This is a genomic window from Cellulosimicrobium sp. KWT-B (assembly GCF_002127155.1).
Classification (GTDB): Bacteria; Actinomycetota; Actinomycetes; order Actinomycetales; family Cellulomonadaceae; genus Cellulosimicrobium; species Cellulosimicrobium funkei.
The window spans coordinates 1-24,024 of sequence record NZ_NEDO01000006.1 but is presented as its reverse complement, the minus strand read 5'-3'; the positions used below and the strand labels follow the sequence as shown (position 1 = coordinate 24,024).

Below are 24,024 nucleotides of genomic sequence, written 5' to 3'. Positions count from 1 at the left end.
CGGGTCGACGCCGGCCGTCGTCCGCTCCCCGCAGTCCCGCCCTCGCCAGGAAGGCACGCATGTCCAGCCCTGACGCCGACGTCGTCACCCCCCACGCGGGCGACGGCGGACCGGACACCCCCTCCGCCCCCTCCCCGCTCGACGCCGACGCGCTGCAGCGCGCGCTCGACGCCGCGCTCGCCGCCGTCGCCGCGGCCGGCGACCTCGACGCGCTCAAGCGCGTGCGCACCGAGCACGCGGGCGACCGCAGCCCGCTCGCGCTCGCGAACCGCCAGATCGGGTCTCTCGTCCCCGCGGACAAGAAGACCGCGGGCAAGCTCCTCGGCCCGCTGCGCGGCCGGCTCAACCAGGCCCTCGCCGCGCGCCAGGCCGAGCTCGAGGCCGAGCGTGACGAGCGCGTCCTCGTCGAAGAGGCCGTGGACGTCACGCTGCCCGTGGACCGCGTCCCCGCGGGCGCGCGGCACCCGCTCGAGACGCTGCAGGAGCGCGTCGCGGACTTCTTCGTCGGCATGGGCTGGGAGATCGCCGAAGGCCCCGAGGTCGAGGCGGAGTGGTTCAACTTCGACGCCCTGAACTTCGGCGTGGACCACCCCGCGCGCCAGATGCAGGACACGTTCTACGTCGCCGGCCCGGACGGCGAGGACGGCGCGGAGCCGTCGAACCTCGTGCTGCGCACCCACACGTCGCCGGTCCAGGCCCGCTCGCTGCTCGAGCGCGGCGTGCCGCTGTACGTGGCGTGCCCGGGCAAGACGTTCCGCACGGACGCGCTCGACGCGACGCACACGCCCGTCTTCCACCAGGTCGAGGGCCTGGCGATCGACAAGGGCCTGACCATGGCGCACCTGCTCGGCACGCTCGACGCGTTCGCGCGCGCGATGTTCGGCCCCGACGCGCGCACGCGCCTGCGGCCCGCGTACTTCCCGTTCACCGAGCCGAGCGCCGAGATGGACCTGTGGTTCCCCCAGAAGAAGGGCGGGCCGGGCTGGATCGAGTGGGGCGGCTGCGGCATGGTCAACCCGAACGTGCTGCGGTCCGTCGGGGTCGACCCCGACGAGTACTCGGGCTTCGCGTTCGGCATGGGCATCGAGCGCACGCTCATGCTGCGCCACGGGATCGCGGACATGCACGACATGGTGGAGGGCGACGTGCGCTTCTCCGCCCAGTTCGGAACGGAGATCTGATGCCGTACGTCGCCATCGACTGGCTGGGCGACCACGTCGAGCTGCCCGCGGGGCTCACCGCCGAGCGGCTCGCCGCCGACCTCGTCCGCGTCGGCCTGGAGGAGGAGGCGATCCACGGCGCGGCCGTGACGGGTCCCCTCGTCGTCGGGCGCGTCCTGGAGATGACGCCCGAGCCGCAGAAGAACGGCAAGACGATCAACTGGTGCCTGGTCGACGTCGGGCCGGAGCACAACGCCGCCGAGATCAAGGGCGTCGAGCCGGCCGACGTGCCGGCGGGCGGTGCGCGCGGCATCGTGTGCGGCGCGCACAACTTCGCGCCGGGCGACCTCGTCGTCGTCGCGCTGCCGGGCTCCGTCCTGCCCGGTCCGTTCCCCATCGCGAGCCGCAAGACGTACGGGCACGTGTCCGACGGCATGATCTGCTCGCAGCGCGAGCTCGGGCTCGGCGAGGACCACGACGGCATCATCGTGCTGCCGCGGCTCGGGTACGCGGCCGAGGACCTCACCCCGGGGCAGGACGCGGTCGCGCTGCTCGGGCTCGGCGACGAGGTGCTCGAGATCAACGTGACGCCCGACCGCGGGTACGCGTTCTCCTACCGCGGCGTCGCGCGCGAGTTCTCGCACTCGACGGGCGCGCGCTTCACGGACCCGGGCCTGCCCGGCTCCCTGCCCACGCCCCCGCCCGCGGCGACGCCCGACGGCTTCCCCGTCGAGGTCGACGACGCGGCTCCGGTCCACGGCGTCGTCGGGTGCGACCGGTTCGTCACGCGCGTCGTGCGCGGGCTCGACCCCGCGGCGCAGACGCCCGCGTGGATGCAGCGCCGCCTCACGGCGTCGGGCATGCGGCCCATCTCGCTCGCGGTCGACGTGACGAACTACGTCATGCTCGACCTCGGGCAGCCGCTGCACGCGTACGACCTCGAGAAGGTCGCGGCCCCCGTCGTGGTGCGGCGCGCCGCCCCGGGCGAGCGGCTCACGACGCTCGACGACGTGGACCGCGCGCTCGACCCGGAGGACCTGCTCATCACCGACAGCCCCGACGGTGCGCGCGGCGCGCGCGTGCTGGGTCTCGCCGGCGTCATGGGCGGTGCCTCCTCGGAGGTCGGGCCGGAGACGACGGCGGTGCTCGTCGAGGCCGCCCACTTCGACCCCGTGACGGTCGCGCGCACGTCGCGTCGCCACAAGCTGTCGAGCGAGGCCGCGAAGCGGTTCGAGCGCGGCGTGGACCCGCTGCTGCCCGCGGTCGCGGCGCAGCGCGTCGTCGACCTGCTCGTCGAGCTGGGCGGCGGGACCGCCGACCCGGCCGTCAGCGACCTCGACCGCGTGACCGCGCCCACCCCGATCCACCTGCCCGTCGGCGAGGCCGAGCGTCTCGTCGGCGTGCCGTACACGCTCGAGCAGGTCGTCGGGACGCTCGGGGCGATCGGGTGCACGGTCGACGCGGACGACGCCGCAGCGACGGGCGTCGTCGTCGTGACCCCGCCGTCGTGGCGCCCCGACCTCACCGAGCCGGCCGAGCTGGTCGAGGAGGTCGCGCGCCTCGTCGGGTACGACGAGATCCCGTCGGTGCTCCCCGCGGCGCCCGGCGGGCGCGGGCTCACGCGCGAGCAGCGCGTGCGCCGGTCGGTCGCCCGCGCGCTCGCCGAGCACGGGTTCGTCGAGACGCTGAGCTACCCGTTCGTCGGCGAGGGCGAGCTCGACGCGCTGCGGATCCCCGCGGACGACGAGCGCCGCCGGGCGCTGCGCCTGCTCAACCCGCTGGCCGACGACCGCCCCCTGATGCGCACGGACGTGCTGAGCACGCTCCTGGAGACCACGCGCCGCAACGTGGGCCGCGGGCTCGGGGACGTCGCCGTGTTCGAGGTCGGGCTCGTGACGCACCCGCGCCCGGGCGCCCCGGCCGCGCCGTCGCTGCCCGGCGGGGTGCGTCCCTCCGACGACGACCTCGCCGCGATCGAGGCCGCGCTCCCGGCGCAGCCGCGCCACGTCGCGGGCGTCCTGGTCGGTCGTCGCGAGCGGGCGGGCTGGTGGGGCCCCGGACGTCCCGCGGACTGGACGGACGCGCTCGACGCGGCGCGCCTGGTCGCGGACCGCGCCGGCCTGCGGGGGGACGACGCCGTGCGCGTGGTCGCCGACACCGCGCGGGCACCCTTCCACCCGGGCCGCTGCGCGCGCCTCGAGCTCGCCGACGGGACGGTCGTCGGGCACGCGGGCGAGCTGCACCCCAAGGTGCTCGAGAACGTCGGCCTGCCCGCCCGCTCCGTGGCGTTCGAGCTCGACCTGTCGGCGCTCGTCGCGGGTGCGTCCGACGAGCCCGTCCAGGCGACCCCGGTCTCCGGGTTCCCGGCGGCGAAGGAGGACCTCGCGTTCGTCGTCGCCGCCGACGTGCCGGCCGAGGCGCTGCGGGCCGCGCTCGTCGAGGGCGCCGGCGAGCTCGCCGAGGAGGTCGCGCTGTTCGACGTCTTCACGGGCGAGCAGGTGGGCGCCGGGCGCAAGTCGCTCGCGTTCTCGCTGCGGCTGCGCGCCGCGGACCGCACCCTCACCGCCGACGACGTGGCGCGGGTCCGGGAGGGCGCCGTGGCCGCCGCGCGCGAGCGCGTCGGGGCGGAGCTGCGCGCATGAGCGGCGCACCGGGGCAGGGCGCGACGCCGGACGTGGCGCCCGCGCGCACCGCGCTCGTCACCGGGGCGTCGCGCGGCATCGGCCGCGCGGTCGCCGTCGGGCTCGCCGCGTCCGGTCTCGACGTCGCGCTCCTCGCGCGCGACGCGGGCCGGCTCGCGGGCGTGGCTGACGAGATCGCCGCGCTCGACGGCGCGGGCCGGGCCGTCGTCGTCACGGCGGACGTGACCGACGCCGCGGCGGTGGCCGCGGCCGTCCGCGAGGCCGAGGCCACGCTCGGGAGCGTGGACCTGCTCGTCAACAACGCGGGCCGGGTCGACGCCGAGGTGCCGCTCTGGGAGGCGGACCCCGACGAGTGGTGGGCCGTCCTCGAGACCAACGTGCGCGGGCCGTTCCTGCTCGCGCGCGCCGTCGTCCCCGGGATGCTCGCGCGCGGTGGCGGCCGCGTCGTCGACCTCAACAGCGGCGCGGGCTCGCACGACATGGAGGGCGCGAGCGCGTACAACGCGAGCAAGACGGCGCTGCTGCGCCTCGGGGCGAACCTCCACCGCTCGGGCCACGCGCTCGGGCTGCGGACCTTCGAGGTGTCGCCGGGCGTCGTGCAGACCGACATGACGGCGTCCATGGTCATGCACGAGGGCCGCACGGACTGGACGCCCGTCGAGCGCACGGTCGAGATGGTCGTCGCGATCGCCCGCGGCGAGCTCGACGCGTTCTCGGGGTCGTTCGTGCGCGTGACGCACGACTCGCCCGGGTCGCTCCGCGCGGCGGCCCAGGAGGCCGCCCGCGCGGGCGTCGTGCTGCCCGGTCCCGACGGCCGTCGGCTGCGCGTCACGCGCTGGGGCTCCGACGACCCGATGCCGGGGGAGCTCCCCGCCCGCTGAGCGCACGCGCCCCGCACGGCCGACGCCGCCCGACCCCCCGGTCGGGCGGCGTCCGTGCGTCCGGGCACCGGGTCACAGCGGGACGCACGCGTCCCGGTCGACCCACACGTGCCACAGGCCCCGCTCGGGGTGCTCGTACTCGAACGCCACGAGGCCGCCCGCGTCGTGCGTGACGACGCCCGTGAGCACGACCCGCCGGCCGTCGCGGTCGAACGTCGTGCAGAGGGCGGGCACCTGGACCGGGACGGGCGCGTCCGGCAGGAAGGGGCGGGTCGCGGGGGCGACGTGCTGCGTCATACCCGGAAAGACGCGTGCACGCGCGTCGTCTCACGCCTCGGGGCGGGTGAAAAGCGCACGGGTCGCCGCGTAGCATGGCCCGCGACACGGGGTGCCCCGCACCGGGGCTGAGATGAGACCCGTCGAACCTGATCTGGCTCGTACCAGCGAAGGGATGTCCGCGCGATGACGCTCGCCCTGCCTCGGCACACCTCCGACCCGGTCCCCGCTTCCGCGGACCGTGACCGTCGCCCCGACCCGGGCCGTGGGCCCGACCCGGCCCCGTCCCGCCCCCGCGTCCTCTCCGTCGCGGGGACCGACCCGACCGGCGGCGCCGGGATCCAGGCCGACCTCAAGGCGTTCTGCGCGCACGGCGCCTACGGCATGGCCGTCACCACGGCGCTCGTCGCGCAGAACACCCACGGCGTGCGGTCGGTGCACGTCCCCGGGCCGGCGTTCCTGCGCGCGCAGCTCGACGCCGTGTCCGACGACGTCGAGGTCGACGCCGTGAAGATCGGCATGGTGGCGGACGAGGCGAACGCCCGCGCCGTCGGGGAGTGGCTCGACGACCTCGCCGCGGCGCGCGCCGCCACGGGTGCTCCGCGGCCCTGGGTCGTCCTGGACCCGGTGATGGTCGCGACGTCCGGCCACCGCCTGCTCGACGCGGGTGCCGAGCAGGCCGTGCGCGACCTCGCGGCGCGCGCCGACGTCGTCACGCCGAACCTGCCCGAGCTCGCCGTCCTCGGCGGGCGGGAGCCCGCGACGACGTGGGACGACGCCCTGCGCCAGGCGACGTCGTACGCGACCGCGAGCGACGCCGTCGTGCTGCTCAAGGGCGGTCACCTCACCGGACGCACGTCGCCCGACGCGCTCGTCGTCCCCGCGCCCGGGCCGACGTCGGGCCGCGCGCCGGGGGCGGCCACCGTCACGACGTTCGACGCCGAGCGCGTCGACACGCCCCACACCCACGGCACGGGGTGCTCGCTCTCGGCGGCGCTCGCGGCGCTGCGACCGCAGCGCGCGAGCTGGGAGGAGGCGGCGCGCGAGGCCAAGGAGTGGCTCACGGGCGCGCTGCGTGCCGGCGCCGCGCTGCGGGTGGGGACGGGCCGGGGGCCCGTGGACCATCTGCACCGCTCGGCGCCCGTGCGGCCGGGCTGAGCCCGGGCCGACCGGGCGAGCCCGGGCTGCTGCGACGTGCCGAGCCCGGGCCGCGGGACGCACTCAGGCCGTGGGGCCGCTCGCTGCGTGGTCGGCCCTGCGGTCGGCTCCGCGGTCGGTGTCGAGGTCGGCCAGCGCGTCGCGGAGCACGGCGAGCGTCGCGCGCGCGACGGCGAGGCGCTGCGCGGGCGGGGCGTCCTCGGGCCGCGTGGTCACCTTGGCGCCGACGAGCGGGACCGGCCCGGCCGCGGCGAGGAACTCGCGCACCTCGGCCGGGCCGAGCATCGACTCGTCGGGGCCTGGGAGCGCGGGGTCCGGGCCGTGGGGCGGCACGTGCGCGTCCGCCCACGGCGCACCCCACCGGCCGGGCCGGCCGGCGGCCCCGGAGAGCATCGCGCTCGCGAGGAGGCCTGCGCCGGCGGCCGCCCGCGCGTGCTCGACGGGCGTCGCGGCGCTGCGCCCCTCGATGGCGGACCGGCCCCAGTTGAGCCCGAGGTGCAGGGGGTGGCCGGTGTCCCGGGCCGCGCGCGCGACGGCGGCGATCTCGTCGTCGAGCGCGAGGAAGCCCTTCTCCGCGACGCCCCACGGGCGTGGCGCGTCGCAGTGCTCGACCACGAGCGGCAGCCCGGCGGGCGCGACGGCGGCCAGCTCGGTGAGGCTGCGCGCGAGCGCTGCGCCGGAGCCGCGGCCGGGACCGGGCGCGGACTGGAGCTCGACCGCGACGACGCGTCGTCGACCCTCCGCCTCGGCGAGCCGGGTCACGGCCGCGAGGACGCGCGCGACGCCGTCGACCGCCTCGCGCCGACCCTCCTCGTCGTCGGACGCGAGGCCGTAGGAGCGGTCGGCCGTGGCGCGGCGGGCCGTCGCGGCGACCGTCGTCGGCAGCAGCGCCCAGTGCGCCGGGAGCGCGGCCGCGGTCGTCGCGAGCGCGTCCGCGTCGTCCGGGTCGACGGGGTGCTCGAGGCCGTCGAGGCCGTCCTCGTCGAGGGCGGCGTACCAGCCGCCCGGGTCGGGGACGCCGGCGAGGGCATAGGCGCCGAGCAGGGTCAGGGGGCGGTCGTGCAGGTCGGTCATCGGTCCTCGTCGGTGGTGGTGGGGGATGCCGGGCGGGTCAGGCGCGGGCGACGTCCTGGTCGGCGGTGGCGTACTCGCACGCGTAGCCCGGCGGGACCCAGCGCCACCGTGCCTCGACGTCCTGCACCGCGACGCCCGCGGGCCGGTCGGCGACGCACGCGTCCGCCTGCTGGCGCACCGCCACGGTCACGTAGTAGACGACGAACACCGCGGTGAGCAGCACGGCGAGCACCGTCACGGTGCGGCGCAGCGCGGGGGAGGGGCCGCCGTCGGAGCCGTCCTCCTCGCCCGGGCGCGGCGGCACCCAGTCCCAGCTCACGCGGTCCCGGTCGTCGTGGCGTGAGCGTCGTCGGCCCCGGCCGGCCGGAGCAGCACCTTGCCGGTGGTCGCCCGTCCCTCGAGCGCGCGGTGGGCGTCGGCGGCGTCGGCGAGTAGGAACGTCGCGCCGACGCGCACGTGCAGCGTGCCGCCCGCGACGGCGCCGAGCACCTCGGTCGCGCGCTCGACGAGCTCGGCACGCGTCGCCGTGTGGTCGGCGAGCTTGGGCCGCGTGAGGAAGAGCGAGCCGCCCGCGTTGAGGCGCTGCGGGTCGAACGGCGGGACCTGCCCGGAGGAGCCGCCGTAGAGGACGAGCGTGCCGCGGCGGCGCAGCGACGCGAGCGACGCGTCGAACGTGTCCTTGCCGACCGAGTCGTACACCGCCGCGACGCCCTCGCCGCCCGTGAGCCCGCGCACGACCTCGGGCAGCTCGGCGGTGAGGTCCGCGAACGCCGTGTACTGGATCGCGTGCTCGGCGCCCGCGCCGCGGGACAGCTCCGCCTTCTCGGGGGTCGAGACCGTGGAGATCACGTGCGCGCCCCGCGCCACGAGCATCTGGGTCAGGAGCAGCCCGACGCCGCCCGCGCCCGCGTGCACGAGCACACGGTCGCCCGGACGCACGGGGTACGACGACGTGCACAGGTAGTGCGCCGTGAGCCCCTGGAGCGCGACGGCGGTCGCGTCCTCGAGCGAGACGGCGTCCGGCACGTGCAGCGCCTGCCCGGCGTCCACCACGACGAGCTCCGCGTACGACCCCGGCGCCTCGGTCCACACGACGCGGTCGCCGACGGCGAACCCCTCGACCCCCTCGCCCACCTCGGCGACGACCCCGGCCCCCTCGCTCCCGACGACGTGCGGGTACTCCATCGCGTACACGCCGGAGCGCTTGTACGTGTCGATGAAGTTCACGCCCGCCACCGCGGAGCGGACGAGGAGCTGCCCCGGGCCCGGCGACGGGTCGGGCAGCTCGGTGTACTCGAGGACCTCGGGACCGCCCGCCGCGCGGGCCACGATCGCGTGCATGGCCTCAGCCTAGGGTCGCGCGGCGGTCACGGTCGCCCTCGGTCGGCGACCTTCGCGTGCACGGCCGCGAGGTGCTCGCGCGCCGCCGCCGCGGCGCGGCCGGTGTCCCGGTCGCGGACGGCGTCGAGGATCGCCTCGTGCGCGTCCTGGTCGTGCCGGTGCGACGTGCCTGCGCGGTCGAGGTCGACCATGGCGACCATCGCGCGGCGCAGGCGCGGGACGAAGGTCGCGAAGAGCTCGGCGAGCACCGCGTTGTGCGCGGCGTCGACGACCGCCCGGTGGAACGCGAGGTCCGCGTCCACGTACTCGGCGGGCGACGCCGTCGCCGCGACCTGCCCGCGGCGGGCGAGCGCCGTCGTCATGGTGCGCAGGTCCGCGGGCGTGCGGCGCGCGGCGGCGAGCCCCGCGGCCTCCGCCTCCAGCGCGGCGCGCACCTCGAGCACGTCGACGATCTCGCCGCGGCGCAGCACCTCGTCCCAGTCGTCGGTGGTGTCCGTCGAGACGACGTACACGCCCGAGCCCTGCCTGCTGTCGAGGACGCCGCGGCCCGCGAGCTGGCGGATCGCCTCGCGGACGGTCGATCGGCCCACGCCGAGCTCGGCGGCGAGCGCCTGCTCCCCGGGCAGCCGGTGGTCGAGGGGCCAGGCACCGGAGCGCACGCGTTCGAGCAGGAGCTCGGCGGCCTGGTCGGCCAGGGGGCGTCGCTGCAGCGCGGTCATGGAAACCTCTCAGGTTGTCTGAGGACTTGATCGGCGCTAGCGTACCCCGCATGTCCTGGACGGCGCTCCTCCTTCGGCGCCACGGCGGGGTCTGACCGGACCGGCCCCCCGCCGTGGGGGTCCGTCGTGCGCCGGTCGTCCCGCGCCCCGCCACCCCGGGGCTCCAGCCGAAGGCCCGCCATGACCGTCTCCGCCACGCCCGCCCGCACGGACCGCCCCGCCGCCAGGACCACGCCGCCGTGGAACCGGCAGCGCCCGTCGCCCATGCCGTCGTCCCGCTACGCCGACGTCCACGCCCGTGTCGACGTGCCCGACCTGCCCGACCGCCGCTGGCCGAACCGCCGGCTCACCCAGGCGCCGCTGTGGGTCCCTGTCGACCTCCGCGACGGCAACCAGGCGCTCGCGGAACCGATGGACCCGGCGCGCAAGCGCCGCTTCTTCGAGCTGCTCGTCGCGATGGGGTACACCGAGATCGAGGTGGGCTACCCGTCGGCGTCGCAGACCGACTTCGACTTCGTGCGCCTGCTCGCCGAGACCGACCTCGCGCCCGAGCACGTGACCGTCGTCGTGTTCACCGCCGCGCGCGCCGACCTCATCGCGCGCACGGTCGAGTCCGTGCGCGGGCTGCGCAACCCGGTCGTCGTCCACGTGTACGCCGCGACGGCGCCCGTCTGGCGCGACGTGGTGCTCGGCCGCGACCGCGAGGAGCTCGCCCGGCTGATCACCGACGCCGGGACCGAGGTGCTGCGCCACGCCGGCGACGACCCGCGCGTCCGGTTCGAGTTCTCGCCCGAGGTGTTCAACCTCACTGAGCCCGACTACGTGCTCGACGTGTGCGACCGCATGACGACGCTCTGGGACGCGACGCCCGAGCGGCCCGTCGTCCTCAACCTCCCCGCCACGGTCGAGGTCGCGACGCCCAACGTCTACGCCGACCAGATCGAGTACATGGACCGGAACCTCGCGCGGCGCGAGGGCGTGATCCTCTCGGTCCACCCGCACAACGACCGGGGCACCGGCGTCGCGTGCGCCGAGCTCGCGGTCCTCGCGGGTGCGCAGCGCGTCGAGGGGTGCCTGTTCGGCAACGGCGAGCGCACCGGGAACGTCGACCTCGTGACGCTGGGCCTCAACCTGCACGCGCAGGGCGTCGACCCGATGGTCGACTTCTCCGACCTCGACGCGATCCGCGACGTCGTCGTGGCGTGCAACCGGATCGACGTCCACCCGCGCCACCCGTACGTGGGCGACCTGGTGCACACCGCCTACTCCGGCACCCACCAGGACGCGATCCGCAAGGGGATGGCGCGGCACCGGGCCGACGCCGCGGCGGCCGGCCTCGACCCCGCGGCCGCGCCGTGGCGCGTGCCGTACCTGCCGGTCGACCCCGCGGACCTCGGGAGGTCGTACGAGGCCCTCGTACGCGTGAACAGCCAGTCCGGGAAGGGCGGCGTCGCGTACGTGCTGCAGTCCGTCCACGGCCTGGACCTGCCCCGGGGCCTCCAGGTGGACGTCGCGCGCCGCGTCCAGGAGCACGCCGACGCCACCGGTGCCGAGGTGACGCCCGACGTCCTCCTCGCGCTGTTCGACGCGGCCTACGCGCGCCCCGGCGCCGTCGCGCCCGTCGCATGGACGAGCCGGCGCGCCGACGACGGGACGGAGCACCTCGACCTCGAGGTCACGGTCGACGGCGAGCGCGTCGCCACGTCCGGGACGGGCACCGGCGCGGTCGACGCCCTCGTCGACGCGCTGGCCCGCCTCGGCCGCCCGGTCGAGGTCCTCTCGCTCACCCAGCAGTCCGTCGGCAGCGGGAGCGACGCGACCGCGGTGACCTACCTCGAGCACCGCGGCCCCGACGGCACCCCGCGCTGGACCGTGGGTCGTGACGCGTCCGTCCTGGGAGCGACCGTCCGCGCGGTCTGCGCGGCGGCGGCCTGAGGCCGCCGGGTTCGGGACTCTCGTCGGAGGCGTGCGCGCGGTGACGGGAGGGGAGAAGTGGCCCCACGAGCGGGCCCCGAAGGGGCCACTTCTCGCCTCTCGGTGGAGACGCTCCCCGCCGAGGTGGCAGCCCCGACCGGACGGGACCGCCGAAGCTGAGCGCAGGTCTTGCGGTGACGGACAGGACGAGCGGTGGGGTCGGACCGTGTGCGAAGGACGTCAGAGGCGCACTCCTCGAACCTACGCCCGCACGACCGAGGTGACGGTGCGCCAGTCCGAGCACACGGTCCGACCCCACCGCGGACCCGGCCCCGCGGGCCGTCGACCGATCTCGAACCGCGGACCCGACCCCGCGGGCCGTCGACCGATCTCGAACCGCGGGCCCGACTCCGCGGGCCGTGGACCCACCGAGCACGGACCCGACCCCGCGTACCGTGGGGCAGGACCTCGGGCCCGACCGTTGCATAAGTATGTATAGTGATGCATATGACGATCAGAGTCGCGGTCGCGGGTGCGTCCGGGTACGCGGGCGGGGAGACGCTCCGCCTGCTCGCCGGGCACCCCGAGGTGGAGATCGGCGCCGTGACGGCGCACAGCAACGCGGGCACGCTCCTCGGCGAGCACCAGCCGCACCTGCGATCCCTGGCCGACCGCGTGCTCCTGCCGACGGCGGTCGAGCACCTCGTGGGGCACGACGTCGTCGTCCTCGCGCTGCCGCACGGTGCCTCGGGCGAGATCGCGGCGCAGCTCCCCGACGACGTGCTCGTGCTCGACCTCGGCGCGGACCACCGGCTCGAGTCCGCCGCGGACTGGTCGGCGTTCTACGGCTCCGAGCACGCGGGCACGTGGCCGTACGGGCTGCCGGAGCTCCTGCTCACGCACGCGCCGGGCGCCGCGGCGACCGAGACCCGGCAGCGCGAGCGGCTCGCCGGGGCGCGGCGCGTGGCCGTCCCCGGGTGCAACGTCACGGCCGTCACGCTCGGCATCCAGCCGGGCGTCGCCGCCGGGCTCGTCGAGAGCACGGACCTGGTCGCGGTGCTCGCCAACGGGTACTCGGGCGCCGGCAGGTCGCTCAAGACGCACCTGCTTGCGTCCGAGGCGCTCGGGTCGGCGCAGCCGTACGCCGTCGGCGGGTCGCACCGGCACATCCCGGAGATCGCGCAGAACCTGCGGGCCGCGGGGGCCCCGGCCGTGAGCATCTCCTTCACGCCCACGCTCGTGCCCATGTCGCGCGGCATCCTCGCCACGGTGACGGCGCGCCTGTCCGACGACGCCGCGCGCCTCGACCCCGCGGCGCTCGACGCGCGCGTCCGCCAGGCCTGGGAGGACGCGTACGTCGGCGAGCCGTTCGTCCGCGTGCTGCCCGCGGGGCAGTGGCCGACGACGGCGATGACCCTCGGCGCGAACACCGCGCTCGTCCAGGTCGCGGTCGACCACGCGGCGGGCCGCGTCGTCACCGTCACGGCGATCGACAACCTCGTCAAGGGCACCGCGGGCGCCGCGGTGCAGTCCATGAACATCGCGCTCGGCCTGCCGCAGACGGCGGGCCTCACGACCGAGGGGGTCGCCCCGTGACCGTCACCACCCCGCAGGGCTTCCGGGCCGCCGGCGTCGCCGCCGGGCTCAAGTCCACCGGCGCTCGCGACGTCGCGCTCGTCGTCAACGACGGGCCGCTCGACGTCGCCGCGGCCGTCCTCACGACGAACCGGGTGTTCGCGGCGCCGGTCGCCTGGACGCGCCAGGCCGTGCGCGACGGGCGTGCGACGGCCGTCGTGCTCAACTCGGGCGGCGCGAACGCGTGCACCGGGCCGGAGGGCTTCGCCGACACGCACCGGACGGCGGAGCACGTCGCCGACGTGCTCGCGACGTCGGCGGGCGACGTGCTCGTCTGCTCGACGGGTCTCATCGGCGTGCGGCTGCCCATGGACGCGCTCCTCGCGGGCGTCGACGCCGCCGCGGCGGCGCTCGCGGACCCGGTCGCCGCGGTCGACGGCGGCGGCGACGCCGCGCTCGCGATCATGACGACGGACACCGTGCCGAAGACGGTCGCCGTGGTCCGCGAGGTCACGGACGCCACCGCGACGGACGGTGCCGCGACGTGGTCCGTGGGCGGCATGGCGAAGGGGGCGGGCATGCTCGCGCCGGGTCTCGCGACCATGCTGTGCGTGCTGACGACGGACGCCGTCGTCGACGCCGCGACGGCCGACGCCGCGCTGCGGGCCGCGATCCGCACGACGTTCGACCGCGTCGACTCCGACGGCTGCATGTCGACGAACGACACCGTGATCCTGCTCGCCTCGGGCGCGTCCGGGGTCGAGGTCGGTCTCGACGCGCTCACCGACGCCGTCACGGAGGCGTGCGGGTCGCTCGCGCGCCAGCTCGTCGCCGACGCCGAGGGCGCGAGCCACGACGTCGCCGTCACAGTTGTCAACGCGTCCAGCGAGGACGCCGCGGTCGCCGTCGCGCGCGCCGTGACACGGTCCAACCTGTTCAAGGCCGCGATCTTCGGCAACGACCCGAACTGGGGCCGCATCGTGTCTGCCGTCGGGACCGTCCCCGAGGACGTCGCGCCGTTCGACGCGCTCTTGCTCGACGTGACGGTCAACGGCGTCCAGGTCTGCCGGGCCGGGGGAGTGGGCGAGCCCCGCGAGCTCGTCGACCTCGCGGCCGAGCGCGAGGTGCGCGTCGAGATCGACCTGCACGCCGGCTCCGCGAGCGCGACCGTCTGGACCAACGACCTCACGCACGACTACGTCCACGAGAACAGCGCGTACTCCTCATGAGCGCCCCCACCACGCCCACGCCCCACCCGGACGACGCCGCGTTCGACACCCGCACCGACCTGCGCCCCGAGCAGAAGGCCGAGGTGCTCGTCGAGGCCCTGCCGTGGCTCGAGGAGTTCGCCGGCGCGCTCGTCGTCGTCAAGTACGGCGGCAACGCCATGGTCGACGACACGCTCAAGGCCGCGTTCGCCGAGGACATGGTGTTCCTGCGCCGCGTCGGGCTGCGCCCGGTCGTCGTGCACGGCGGGGGCCCGCAGATCTCCGCGATGCTCGACCGGCTCGGCATCGAGTCCGAGTTCCGCGGGGGCCTGCGCGTCACGACGCCGGAGGCGATGGACGTCGTGCGCATGGTCCTCACCGGACAGGTCTCGCGCGAGCTCGTCGGCCTCATCAACGCGCACGGCCCGTACGCCGTCGGGCTCTCGGGCGAGGACGGCGGCCTGCTGCAGGCCCAGCGCCGGCACGCGACCGTCGACGGCGAGCCGGTCGACGTCGGGCTCGTCGGCGACGTCGTCGAGGTGCACCCGTCCGCGGTCCAGGACCTGCTCGACGCCGGCCGCATCCCCGTCGTGTCGACCATCGCCCCCGACCTCGAGGACCCGACCCAGGTGCTCAACGTCAACGCGGACACCGCCGCCGCGGCGCTCGCGGTCGCGCTCGGCGCGAAGAAGCTCGTCGTCCTGACCGACGTCGAGGGCCTGTACACGTCGTGGCCGGACCGCGGCTCGCTCGTCGCGCAGATCACGCGCTCGGAGCTCGCGGCGCTCCTGCCGTCGCTCTCGGCGGGCATGGTCCCCAAGATGGAGGCGTGCCTGCGCGCCGTCGAGGGCGGGGTCCCCGCGGCGACGGTCATCGACGGCCGCGTGCCGCACTCGACGCTGCTCGAGGTCTTCACCACCCAGGGCAACGGGACGATGGTCGTCCCCGACGCCGCGGGCGCGCCGGCGCCCGTGCTCACCACGACCGCCGGAGGGGCCGCGTGAACGCGCTCGACCACCCGACGGGCGCGCCCGCGCCCGCACCGACGACCACCGTGACGGCCCCGGCCGACGGTTCCGTCGCGCAGTGGACCGACCGCTACGCCCACGCGGTCATGGACACGTTCGGCCCGCCGCAGCGCGTCCTGGTGCGCGGCGAGGGCGCGTACGTGTGGGACGCCGACGGGAAGCGGTACCTCGACCTGCTCGCGGGCATCGCGGTCAACGCGCTCGGCCATGCCCACCCGACGCTCACGGCGGCGGTCTCGGCCCAGCTCGGCACGCTCGGGCACGTGTCGAACTTCTTCGGCACCCCGACGCAGATCGCGCTCGCCGAGCGCCTGCTCGCGCTCGCGGAGGCGCCCGAGGGGTCGCGCGTGTTCTTCACGAACTCGGGCACCGAGGCGAACGAGGCGGCGTTCAAGATGACGCGCCGGACGGGTCGGACGCGGGTCCTCGCGCTCCAGGGCGGCTTCCACGGGCGGACGATGGGCGCGCTCGCGCTGACCTCGAAGGCCGCGTACCGCGAGCCGTTCGAGCCGCTCCCGGGCGGCGTCGAGTTCGTCGCGTTCGACGACGTCGCCGCGCTCGAGGAGGCCTTCTCGCCCGCGGCGGTGGCGGCCCGCGGCGAGGTCGCCGCGCTCGTCGTCGAGCCCGTGCAGGGCGAGGCGGGCGTGCGCGCGCTCTCGCCGGGCTACCTCGTCGCCGCGCGCGAGCTCACCGCGCGCCACGGTGCGCTGCTCGTCCTCGACGAGGTGCAGACCGGCGTCGGGCGCACCGGCTCGTGGTTCGCCTACCAGCAGCCGGAGGTGGGCGGCGGCGTCGTGCCCGACGTCGTCACGCTCGCCAAGGGCCTCGGCGGCGGGTTCCCCGTCGGCGCGGTGGTCGCGTACGGCGAGCGGGCGGCGACGCTGCTCGGCCGCGGCCAGCACGGGACGACGTTCGGCGGCAACCCCGTCGCGGCCGCGGCGGCGCTCGCGACGCTCGGGGTGATCGAGCGCGACGGGCTCCTCGAGAACGTGCGGGCCGTCGGGGCGCTCCTGCGCGAGGGCATCGCCGGGGCCGGGAACCCGCTCGTCGCGGGCGTGCGGGGCCGCGGGCTCCTGCTCGCCGTGCAGCTCACGCGGCCCGTCGCGGCCGACGTCGCGCGCACGGCGCTCGACGCGGGCTTCGTCGTCAACGCCGTCGCGCCCGACGCGATCCGGCTCGCGCCGCCGCTCGTCCTCACGCCCGACCAGGCGCGCGACGTCGTCGCGTTCTTCGCCGCGGTCGCGGTCCCCGACGCCGCCGCCCCGGCCGGCGCACCCACCGCCCCCACGACGAGCACCACGTCCGCCCCCACGACCGACCCCACGACGAGGAGCTCCTGATGGCCCCCCGGCACTTCCTGCGCGACGACGACCTCACGCCCGCCGAGCAGCGTCAGGTCCTCGAGATCGGCCTCGCGTTCCGCGACGACCGCACGTTCCGCCAGCCGCTCGCCGGACCGCAGGGCGTCGCCGTCCTGTTCGACAAGCCGACGCTGCGCACGCAGCTCTCGTTCGCGACGGGCATCGCCGAGCTCGGCGGCTTCCCGGTCGTCGTGGACGGCCGGCTCGCCCAGGTCGGGGTGCGCGAGTCCGTCGCGGACGTCACGCGCGTCCTCGACCGGCAGGCGTCCGCGATCGTGTGGCGCACGTTCGGCCAGGACCGGATCGAGGAGATGGCGGCGATCAGCCGGGTCCCGGTCGTCAACGCGCTCACCGACGACTTCCACCCGTGCCAGATCCTCGCGGACCTCCTGACGATCGCCCAGCTCCGCGGCGGGACGGGGGCGCTCGCGGGCCAGACGCTCGCGTACGTCGGCGACGGCGCGAACAACATGGCGCACTCCTACCTGCTCGGCGGCGCGACCGCGGGCCTGCACGTGCGGGTCGGCACGCCGGACGGGTACCCGCCGCACCCGGTCTTCGTGGCCGACGCCGAGCGGATCGCGGCCGAGACCGGCGGCTCGGTGCTCGTCACGTCCGACCCGGTCGAGGCCGTCGCGGGGGCGGACGTCGTCGCGACCGACACGTGGGTGTCCATGGGCGACGAGGCGGAGGCCGAGGACCGCGCCCTGCCCTTCGTGCCGTACCAGGTGAACGACGAGCTCCTCGCGCACGCGCAGCCCGACGCCATCGTGCTGCACTGCCTGCCCGCGTACCGGGGCAAGGAGATCACCGCCGAGGTGATCGACGGCCCCCGCTCGGCGGTGTGGGACGAGGCGGAGAACCGGCTGCACGCGCAGAAGGCGCTGCTCACGTTCCTCCTGGAGCGGTCGTGACCGAGGCCCGCACGGCGACGACGAAGACGGCGCGCCACGCGCGCATCGCCGAGATCGTGCGCCGCACCGAGATCCACTCCCAGGCGGAGCTCGCGCGCGAGCTCGAGCGCGAGGGCCTGTCGGTGACGCAGGCGACGCTCTCGCGCGACCTCATCGAACTGCGCGCGGAGAAGGTGCGCGGCGCCTCGGGCGCGCTCGTCTACGCGGTGCCGGGGGAGGGCGGGGACCGCAGCGTGCAGACCGCGGAGTCGCCCGAGTACCTCGCGGCCCGGCTCGCGCGCCTGTGCTCGGAGATGCTCGTGTCCGCCGAGGCGTCCGCGAACCTCGTCGTGCTGCGCACGCCCCCCGGCGCCGCGAACTACCTCGCGTCGGCGATCGACCACTCCGTGCTCCCGCACGTGCTCGGCTGCATCGCGGGCGACGACACGATCCTCGTCATCGCGCGCGACCCCGACGGCGGTGCGGACCTCGCCCGGCGCTTCCTCGAGCTCTCCGGACCCCACGGCGGGCCCGTCCCCGGCACGCCGGACTGACCGCCGTCGGCCCACGCCCCGCGCGGCCGCAGCGCCCTGCGAGACTGGACCCCGGACCCCACCCGCACGTCACAGAAAGAGACCGTCATGACTGAACGCGTCGTGCTCGCCTACTCGGGCGGCCTGGACACGTCGGTGGCCATCGGCTGGATCGCCGAGGCCACGGGCGCCGAGGTCGTCGCCGTCGCGGTCGACGTCGGCCAGGGCGGGGAGGACCTCGAGGTCATCCGGCAGCGTGCCCTGGACTGCGGCGCCGTCGAGGCGTACGTCGCCGACGCGCGCGACGAGTTCGCGGCGGAGTACTGCATGCCCGCGCTGCGCGCGAACGCCCTGTACCTCGACCGGTACCCGCTCGTCTCGGCGCTGTCGCGCCCCGTCATCGTCAAGCACCTCGTGCGCGCGGCGCGCCAGTTCGGCGCGACGACCGTCGCGCACGGGTGCACGGGCAAGGGCAACGACCAGGTGCGCTTCGAGGTCGCGACGACGTCCCTCGCGCCCGAGCTCAAGACGATCGCCCCCGTGCGCGACCTCGCGCTGACGCGTGAGAAGGCCATCGAGTACGCGGAGAAGCACGCGCTGCCCATCGCCACGACGAAGCACAACCCGTTCTCGATCGACCAGAACGTGTGGGGGCGCGCGGTCGAGACCGGCTTCCTCGAGGACATCTGGAACGCGCCGACCAAGGACGTCTACAACTACACCGACGACCCCACGTTCCCGCCCGTCGCGGACGAGGTCGTCGTGACGTTCGAGCAGGGCGTCCCGGCCGCGCTCGACGGCGTCGCGGTGACCCCGCTGCAGGCGATCCAGGAGATGAACCGCCGCGCGGGCGCCCAGGGCGTCGGGCGGATCGACATCGTCGAGGACCGGCTGGTGGGCATCAAGTCGCGCGAGGTCTACGAGGCGCCGGGCGCGATCGCCCTCATCGCCGCGCACCAGGAGCTCGAGAACGTCACGCTCGAGCGCGAGCAGGCCCGCTTCAAGCGCGGCGTCGAGCAGCGCTGGACCGAGCTCGTCTACGACGGCATGTGGTTCAGCCCGCTCAAGCGCTCGCTCGACGTGTTCGTCGACGACACCCAGCGCTACGTGTCCGGCGACGTGCGCCTCGTGCTGCACGGCGGGCGCGCGACCGTCACGGGCCGGCGCTCGGACGCGAGCCTCTACGACTTCAACCTCGCGACGTACGACGAGGGCGACTCGTTCGACCAGTCGCAGGCCAAGGGATTCATCGAGATCTACGGTCTCACCGCGAAGCTCGCCGCCGCGCGCGACGAGAAGTTCGGCAACGGTGTGGACCTCGGGACGGGAGCGCTGTGAGCACGCACGACGACCAGGACGGCACCGCCGTCGAGCCGACCGAGACGGCGCGCGTCAGCCTGTGGGGCGGCCGGTTCGCGGGCGGCCCCGCCGACGCGCTGGCCGCGCTGAGCAAGTCCACGCACTTCGACTGGCGCCTCGCGGGCCAGGACGTCGCGGGCTCGAAGGCCCACGCGAAGGTCCTGCACGCGGCCGGCCTGCTCGACGACGACGAGCTCGACGGCATGCTCGCCGCGCTCGAGCGCCTGCGCGAGGACGTCGCGTCGGGCGCGTTCGTCGCGGCCGACGACGACGAGGACGTGCACACCGCGCTGGAGCGCGGGCTCATCGAGCGGGCCGGGCCCGAGCTCGGGGGCAAGCTCCGCGCGGGCCGGTCGCGCAACGACCAGATCGCGACGCTCACGCGCATGTACCTGCGCGACGAGGCGCGCACGATCGCGCGCCTCGTGCTCGACGTCGTCGACGCGCTGATCGAGCAGGCCGCCGCGCACCCGGGCGCGGCCATGCCCGGCCGCACGCACCTCCAGCACGCCCAGCCGGTGCTCCTCGCGCACCACCTGCTCGCCCACGCGTGGCCGCTGCTGCGCGACGTCGACCGGCTCATCGACTGGGACGTGCGCGCCGCGCGCTCGCCGTACGGGTCGGGGGCGCTCGCGGGCTCGTCGCTGGGCCTGGACCCGGCGGCGGTCGCCGCCGAGCTCGGGTTCGACGGCCCGGTCGAGAACTCGATCGACGGCACCGCGTCGCGCGACGTCGTCGCCGAGTTCGCGTTCGTCGCCGCGATGCTCGGGGTCGACCTCTCGCGCCTCGCGGAGGAGGTCGTCCTCTGGGCGACGAAGGAGTTCGGCTTCGTGCGCCTGCACGACTCCTACTCCACGGGGTCGAGCATCATGCCGCAGAAGAAGAACCCCGACGTCGCCGAGCTCGCGCGCGGCAAGGCGGGCCGCCTCATCGGCGACCTGACGGGCCTGCTCGCGACGCTCAAGGGCCTGCCGCTCGCGTACAACCGCGACCTCCAGGAGGACAAGGAGCCGGTGTTCGACCAGGTCGACACGCTCGAGGTGCTCCTGCCCGCGTTCTCCGGCATGGTCGCGACCCTCGAGTTCGACACCGACCGGATGGCGTCGCTCGCGCCGCAGGGGTTCTCGCTCGCGACGGACGTCGCCGAGTGGCTCGTGCGCGAGGGCGTGCCGTTCCGCGTCGCGCACGAGGTCGCGGGGGCGTGCGTGCGCGCGTGCGAGGAGCGCGGCATCGAGCTGTGGGACCTCTCGGACGACGACCTCGCGTCCATCTCCGAGCACCTCACGCCGGGCGTGCGCGACGTGCTGAGCGTCGAGGGCTCGCTCGCGTCGCGCGACGCCGTGGGCGGCACCGCCCCGGTGCGGGTCGCCGAGCAGCTCGAGGCCGCGAAGGAGCGCTCGGCCGAGTACCGCTTCTGGGCCCAGGACTGACGGTGCCCCGGCTCGTGGTGCGGCACGCGTGCCCGGCGGCGCGGGCGTGAGCGTCGGTCCGGACGTCCTCGCCAAGCTCGTCCGCCGGGTGCGCGACGCCGTCCCGCGCCTCGGCCCGCCCGGCCCGGGCGCGGTCGCCGCGGGGGAGCGGACGGCGTCGGGCACGCGCCTCGTCGTGGTGGACGGGCCCGCGGGCTCGGGCAAGACGACGCTCGCCGCCCAGCTCGGGGACGCGCTGCCCGCCCAGGTGCTCCACATGGACGACCTCTACGAGGGCTGGCGCGGGCTCGAGCCCGCCTGGGCGCGGCTCGACGCGTGGGTGCTGACGCCGCTCGCCGCGGGCCGTGCCGGGCGGTACCGCCGGTACGACTGGCACCTCGACCGCTTCGCCGAGTGGCACGACGTCCCGGCCGCGCCGTACCTCGTGGTCGAGGGCTGCGGGGCGGGGCGGCGCGAGGCCGACGAGGTCGCGGCGCTGCGCGTGTGGGTCGAGGCGCCGGACGACGTCCGGCTCCGGCGCGGTCTCGACCGGGACGGCGAGGACCAGCGCGACCACTGGCTCGCGTGGATGGCCGCGGAGCGCGAGCACTACCGCCGCAACGCCACGCGCGAGCGCGCGGACGTCGTCCTCGACGGGTGGGGACGCCTCGTACGCACGGGGCGGACGGCGCCCGGCCCGGACCCGACCGCGCCCCGCACGGGCGTGGGCGGCGAGGCGTAGATTGCCCGGGACGGGAGGTGGTGGCATGCCGGCGGAGGCCTGGACGGACAGTGCGGCAGACATGGTGACGAGCACTGCGACGGACGCTGCGGCGGATGCGCCGACGGGGACGAGCGAGGCCGGGGGCGGGCGCGTCGTCGGGCCGTGGGACGCCCCGGCGCGCGGCTGGTACGCGCGTGACGTGCACGAGGTCGCGCGCGACCTCCTGGGCGCCCTGCTCACGCGGCGCAGCGCCGACGGCGACGTCACGCTGCGGATCACCGAGGTCGAGGCGTACGACGGCGAGCGCGACCCGGGCTCCCACGCGTTCCGCGGGCGCACGGAGCGCAACCGTGCCATGTTCGGCGAGCCGGGCCGCCTCTACGTCTACCGCCACCTGGGTCTGCACCACTGCGTCAACGTCGTGTGCGGGCCGGTGGGCCGCGCGTCCGCCGTCCTGCTGAGGGCCGGGGAGGTGACCGACGGCGTCGGGCTCGCCCGGTCCCGCCGGGTCGCCGCGGGCCGGTGCGACTCGGACCGTCAGATCGCGCGCGGCCCGGCGCGTCTCGCGGTCGCGCTCGACCTCGACCTGCGCCACTACGGCGCGGAGCTGACGGACCCGGACGGCGATCTCGTGCTGCACCGGGCGACGGACGGGCCGCACCGGCCGCCGATCGCCACGGGACCGCGCGTGGGCGTGTCGGGCGACGGCGGGGACGGCGAGCTGTTCCCCTGGCGCTACTGGCTCGCGGGGGACCCGACGGTGTCCGCCTACCGCCGCGTGAGCGCGCGGTCCCGCTGAGCCGGGGCGGTCGGCGGTCGACCCGCGGCGTCACGGCCCGGCGCCGCCCGCGACATGGGCGGTGGCGGGGCGACGGCGTCCGGCACGGCAGACTAGGACCCGCGGCCCGGACGGGGCCGCACCCTCGTGCCCGCACGGCGGGCACTCGACGAAGGAGCAGAAGTGAGCGACGTTCTCGACGAGCTGCAATGGCGGGGCCTGGTGGCGCAGTCCACCGACGAGGCCGCGCTGCGCGCCGCGCTGGCCGAGGGCCCGATCACCTATTACTGCGGCTTCGACCCGACGGCGCCGAGCCTGCACCACGGGCACCTGGTCCAGCTCCTCCTGCTGCGCCACCTCCAGCTCGCCGGCCACCGGCCGATCGCGCTCGTGGGCGGCGCGACGGGCATGATCGGCGACCCGCGCCAGTCGGGGGAGCGGGTGCTCAACTCGAAGGAGACGGTCGCCGACTGGACCGAGCGCCTGCGCGGCCAGGTCTCGCGCTTCCTGGACTTCGAGGGGGAGAACGCGGCGCGCGTCGTCAACAATCTCGACTGGATCTCGGAGATGTCGGCGATCGACTTCCTGCGCGACGTGGGCAAGCACTACCGCCTCGGCACGATGCTCGCCAAGGACACGGTGGCGCGCCGCCTGAGCTCGGACGAGGGCATCAGCTTCACGGAGTTCAGCTACCAGATCCTCCAGGGCATCGACTTCCACGAGCTGTACCTGCGCCACGGGGTCACGCTGCAGACGGGCGGGAACGACCAGTGGGGCAACCTGCTCTCGGGCGTCGACCTCATCCGTCGGACGGAGGGCGCGTCGGTACACGTCATGACGACGCCGCTCATCACGAAGGCCGACGGCACGAAGTTCGGCAAGACCGAGGGCGGTGCGGTCTGGCTCGACGCCGACATGATGAGCCCGTACGCGTTCTACCAGTTCTGGCTCAACGCGGCGGACGACGACGTCGTGCGGTTCCTGAAGATCTTCACCTTCCGCTCGCGCGAGGAGATCGCGGAGCTCGAGGCCGCGGTCCGGGAGCGGCCGGGGGCACGGGAGGCGCAGCGCACGCTCGCCGCCGACGTGACGACGCTCGTGCACGGGGCGGCGGCGACCGACGCGGTCATCGCGGCGAGCCAGGCGCTCTTCGGGCGTGGCGAGCTCGACGGCCTCGACGAGCGCACGCTCGAGGCGGCGGTCGCCGAGCTGCCGCGCGCGACGGCGCAGGTCGGCGACCCGGTCGTCGACCTCTTGGTGGCGTCGGGCCTCGTCGCGTCGAAGGGGGCGGCACGCCGGGCGGTCGCGGAGGGCGGCGCGTACGTCAACAACGTCAAGGTCACCGGTGAGGACGCGACGCTCGCGGCGGACGACCTGCTGCACGGACGGTTCGCGCTGCTGCGCCGGGGCAAGAAGACGCTCGGGGTCGCCGTCGCCGGCTGATCCGGAGGGCGAGGGACAGGAGGGGCCGGGCCGCGTCGAGCGGTGCCGGCCCCTCCTGCGTCGGGTCCCGCGAGGGCGGCACGGAGCGGATTTGGCACTCCCGCGGAGCGCGTGTAGTGTTCTCGACGTTCGCCCGGCAGGGAGGAACGGACACCGGGTCTCGATCATCCGAGACGGTGGCTGGTCCCCCGGGCGGTCCCCTCGAAGATCGACAGGGTGCTTCGCGCGCCCTGAGGATGTTCGAGGCTGCTGGCTCCACGGCCGGCCCTCCGAGCTCGGAACACCGAGTTGGAAGGGACACCGAGGATCTGGTAGATTAGAGAAGTTGCCCCAAGCGAGGTTCTGCCCGGTCGGGTGGTGCTGAGTTGGTGTGTGTCGGTTGTTTGAGAACTCAACAGTGTGCTTGTTAGTCAATGCCAAATTTTTGTCCCTGTGGCATGGCTGGCCTGGTTGCCCGTCGGGTGGTTGGGTTGGTTGTGTCTGGGATTCCTTTGGTTGATTTCGGAAGATGATGTCATCTTTCGTGTTGATGCCAGTTTTGTGAACCC

The 24,024-nt window shown here is 75.5% G+C and carries 21 protein-coding genes and 1 riboswitch; of the genes, 16 read left to right on the top strand and 5 right to left on the bottom strand.

Annotated features, from left to right (window positions below):
• Positions 1-59: 59 nt before the first annotated feature.
• From pheS to B9L22_RS17005, 3 genes are read left to right on the top strand one after another with little or no spacing between them, the layout of a single operon-like run.
• Entirely contained in the window at positions 60-1,181 is a 1,122-nt protein-coding gene (gene pheS / locus B9L22_RS17015; RefSeq protein ID WP_086151270.1) for a phenylalanine--tRNA ligase subunit alpha, read from the top strand.
• The gene (pheT, locus tag B9L22_RS17010) at positions 1,181-3,802 is read left to right on the top strand and encodes a phenylalanine--tRNA ligase subunit beta (protein ID WP_086151269.1); all 2,622 of its coding nucleotides are present in this window, start codon (positions 1,181-1,183) and stop codon (positions 3,800-3,802) included. Before pheS ends, pheT begins: the two co-directional genes overlap by 1 nt.
• The gene (locus B9L22_RS17005; protein WP_086151268.1) at positions 3,799-4,683 is read left to right on the top strand and encodes an SDR family oxidoreductase; all 885 of its coding nucleotides are present in this window, start codon (positions 3,799-3,801) and stop codon (positions 4,681-4,683) included. The genes pheT and B9L22_RS17005 overlap by 4 nt, the downstream gene beginning before the upstream one ends.
• Positions 4,684-4,755: 72 nt before the next feature.
• Here the strand turns inward: B9L22_RS17005 and B9L22_RS17000 are convergent, their stop codons facing one another.
• The gene (locus tag B9L22_RS17000; protein WP_086151267.1) at positions 4,756-4,980 is read right to left on the bottom strand and encodes a hypothetical protein; all 225 of its coding nucleotides are present in this window, start codon (positions 4,978-4,980) and stop codon (positions 4,756-4,758) included.
• A gap of 77 nt (positions 4,981-5,057) precedes the next feature.
• Positions 5,058-5,152, top strand: a riboswitch (TPP riboswitch).
• Between B9L22_RS17000 and thiD the strand changes: the two genes are divergently transcribed.
• Positions 5,146-6,117: a bifunctional hydroxymethylpyrimidine kinase/phosphomethylpyrimidine kinase gene (gene thiD / locus B9L22_RS16995; protein WP_086151266.1), complete on the top strand. Its 972-nt coding sequence runs from the start codon at positions 5,146-5,148 to the stop codon at positions 6,115-6,117. Its footprint overlaps the riboswitch before it by 7 nt.
• A 63-nt stretch (positions 6,118-6,180) precedes the next feature.
• Here thiD and B9L22_RS16990 read toward each other — a convergent pair whose 3' ends face one another.
• The 4 genes from B9L22_RS16990 to B9L22_RS16975 are packed head-to-tail and all read right to left on the bottom strand — an operon-like array spanning position 6,181 to position 9,251.
• Positions 6,181-7,191, bottom strand: a complete 1,011-nt coding sequence (locus B9L22_RS16990; protein WP_086151265.1) for a DUF4862 family protein — start codon at positions 7,189-7,191, stop codon at positions 6,181-6,183.
• A gap of 37 nt (positions 7,192-7,228) precedes the next feature.
• The gene (locus B9L22_RS16985; protein ID WP_076406572.1) at positions 7,229-7,510 is read right to left on the bottom strand and encodes a hypothetical protein; all 282 of its coding nucleotides are present in this window, start codon (positions 7,508-7,510) and stop codon (positions 7,229-7,231) included.
• Positions 7,507-8,532 carry a quinone oxidoreductase gene (locus B9L22_RS16980; RefSeq protein WP_086151264.1) on the bottom strand — a complete coding sequence of 342 codons (1,026 nt, stop codon included), beginning with the start codon at positions 8,530-8,532 and terminating at the stop codon, positions 7,507-7,509. The genes B9L22_RS16985 and B9L22_RS16980 overlap by 4 nt, the downstream gene beginning before the upstream one ends.
• Before the next feature lie 26 nt (positions 8,533-8,558).
• Entirely contained in the window at positions 8,559-9,251 is a 693-nt protein-coding gene (locus B9L22_RS16975) for a FadR/GntR family transcriptional regulator (protein WP_086151263.1), read from the bottom strand.
• Positions 9,252-9,431: 180 nt separating this feature from the next.
• Between B9L22_RS16975 and B9L22_RS16965 the strand changes: the two genes are divergently transcribed.
• The 12 genes from B9L22_RS16965 (at position 9,432) to tyrS (ending at position 23,476) form a co-directional block, all read left to right on the top strand.
• Positions 9,432-11,186, top strand: a complete 1,755-nt coding sequence (locus B9L22_RS16965; RefSeq protein ID WP_233140210.1) for a 2-isopropylmalate synthase — start codon at positions 9,432-9,434, stop codon at positions 11,184-11,186.
• A gap of 480 nt (positions 11,187-11,666) precedes the next feature.
• Positions 11,667-12,761, top strand: coding sequence for an N-acetyl-gamma-glutamyl-phosphate reductase (argC, locus tag B9L22_RS16960; protein ID WP_086151374.1), 1,095 nt, complete (start codon positions 11,667-11,669; stop codon positions 12,759-12,761).
• Complete coding sequence (gene argJ / locus B9L22_RS16955) at positions 12,758-13,969, top strand: bifunctional glutamate N-acetyltransferase/amino-acid acetyltransferase ArgJ (protein WP_086151260.1); 1,212 nt, start codon at positions 12,758-12,760, stop codon at positions 13,967-13,969. The genes argC and argJ overlap by 4 nt, the downstream gene beginning before the upstream one ends.
• Positions 13,966-14,952 carry an acetylglutamate kinase gene (argB, locus tag B9L22_RS16950; RefSeq protein WP_043655532.1) on the top strand — a complete coding sequence of 329 codons (987 nt, stop codon included), beginning with the start codon at positions 13,966-13,968 and terminating at the stop codon, positions 14,950-14,952. The genes argJ and argB overlap by 4 nt, the downstream gene beginning before the upstream one ends.
• A 50-nt stretch (positions 14,953-15,002) precedes the next feature.
• Entirely contained in the window at positions 15,003-16,316 is a 1,314-nt protein-coding gene (locus B9L22_RS16945; protein WP_233140224.1) for an acetylornithine transaminase, read from the top strand.
• A complete protein-coding gene (gene argF / locus B9L22_RS16940) occupies positions 16,316-17,251 on the top strand; it encodes an ornithine carbamoyltransferase (RefSeq protein WP_043655535.1) in 936 nt (311 codons plus the stop codon). Before B9L22_RS16945 ends, argF begins: the two co-directional genes overlap by 1 nt.
• Positions 17,248-17,784: an arginine repressor gene (locus tag B9L22_RS16935; RefSeq protein WP_043655538.1), complete on the top strand. Its 537-nt coding sequence runs from the start codon at positions 17,248-17,250 to the stop codon at positions 17,782-17,784. The genes argF and B9L22_RS16935 overlap by 4 nt, the downstream gene beginning before the upstream one ends.
• An 87-nt stretch (positions 17,785-17,871) precedes the next feature.
• Positions 17,872-19,101 carry an argininosuccinate synthase gene (locus tag B9L22_RS16930; protein ID WP_086151259.1) on the top strand — a complete coding sequence of 410 codons (1,230 nt, stop codon included), beginning with the start codon at positions 17,872-17,874 and terminating at the stop codon, positions 19,099-19,101.
• A complete protein-coding gene (gene argH / locus B9L22_RS16925; RefSeq protein WP_086151258.1) occupies positions 19,098-20,552 on the top strand; it encodes an argininosuccinate lyase in 1,455 nt (484 codons plus the stop codon). The genes B9L22_RS16930 and argH overlap by 4 nt, the downstream gene beginning before the upstream one ends.
• A 46-nt stretch (positions 20,553-20,598) precedes the next feature.
• Positions 20,599-21,273: a uridine kinase gene (locus B9L22_RS16920; protein ID WP_198947333.1), complete on the top strand. Its 675-nt coding sequence runs from the start codon at positions 20,599-20,601 to the stop codon at positions 21,271-21,273.
• A gap of 61 nt (positions 21,274-21,334) precedes the next feature.
• Entirely contained in the window at positions 21,335-22,054 is a 720-nt protein-coding gene (locus B9L22_RS16915) for a DNA-3-methyladenine glycosylase (protein ID WP_086151257.1), read from the top strand.
• Positions 22,055-22,216: 162 nt separating this feature from the next.
• The gene (gene tyrS / locus B9L22_RS16910) at positions 22,217-23,476 is read left to right on the top strand and encodes a tyrosine--tRNA ligase (RefSeq protein WP_086151256.1); all 1,260 of its coding nucleotides are present in this window, start codon (positions 22,217-22,219) and stop codon (positions 23,474-23,476) included.
• Positions 23,477-24,024 lie beyond the last annotated feature (548 nt).

Coding starts and splice junctions, on each gene's coding strand:
- B9L22_RS16930 (WP_086151259.1), top strand. CDS start 17,872: ATGACTGAACGCGTCGTGCTCGCCTACTCGGGCGGCCTGGACACGTCG.
- B9L22_RS16990 (WP_086151265.1), bottom strand. CDS start 7,191: ATGACCGACCTGCACGACCGCCCCCTGACCCTGCTCGGCGCCTATGCC.
- B9L22_RS17005 (WP_086151268.1), top strand. CDS start 3,799: ATGAGCGGCGCACCGGGGCAGGGCGCGACGCCGGACGTGGCGCCCGCG.
- pheS (WP_086151270.1), top strand. CDS start 60: ATGTCCAGCCCTGACGCCGACGTCGTCACCCCCCACGCGGGCGACGGC.
- pheT (WP_086151269.1), top strand. CDS start 1,181: ATGCCGTACGTCGCCATCGACTGGCTGGGCGACCACGTCGAGCTGCCC.
- argF (WP_043655535.1), top strand. CDS start 16,316: ATGGCCCCCCGGCACTTCCTGCGCGACGACGACCTCACGCCCGCCGAG.
- B9L22_RS17000 (WP_086151267.1), bottom strand. CDS start 4,980: ATGACGCAGCACGTCGCCCCCGCGACCCGCCCCTTCCTGCCGGACGCG.
- B9L22_RS16965 (WP_233140210.1), top strand. CDS start 9,432: ATGACCGTCTCCGCCACGCCCGCCCGCACGGACCGCCCCGCCGCCAGG.
- thiD (WP_086151266.1), top strand. CDS start 5,146: ATGACGCTCGCCCTGCCTCGGCACACCTCCGACCCGGTCCCCGCTTCC.
- B9L22_RS16980 (WP_086151264.1), bottom strand. CDS start 8,532: ATGCACGCGATCGTGGCCCGCGCGGCGGGCGGTCCCGAGGTCCTCGAG.
- argC (WP_086151374.1), top strand. CDS start 11,667: ATGCATATGACGATCAGAGTCGCGGTCGCGGGTGCGTCCGGGTACGCG.
- argB (WP_043655532.1), top strand. CDS start 13,966: ATGAGCGCCCCCACCACGCCCACGCCCCACCCGGACGACGCCGCGTTC.
- B9L22_RS16915 (WP_086151257.1), top strand. CDS start 21,335: ATGGTGACGAGCACTGCGACGGACGCTGCGGCGGATGCGCCGACGGGG.
- B9L22_RS16975 (WP_086151263.1), bottom strand. CDS start 9,251: ATGACCGCGCTGCAGCGACGCCCCCTGGCCGACCAGGCCGCCGAGCTC.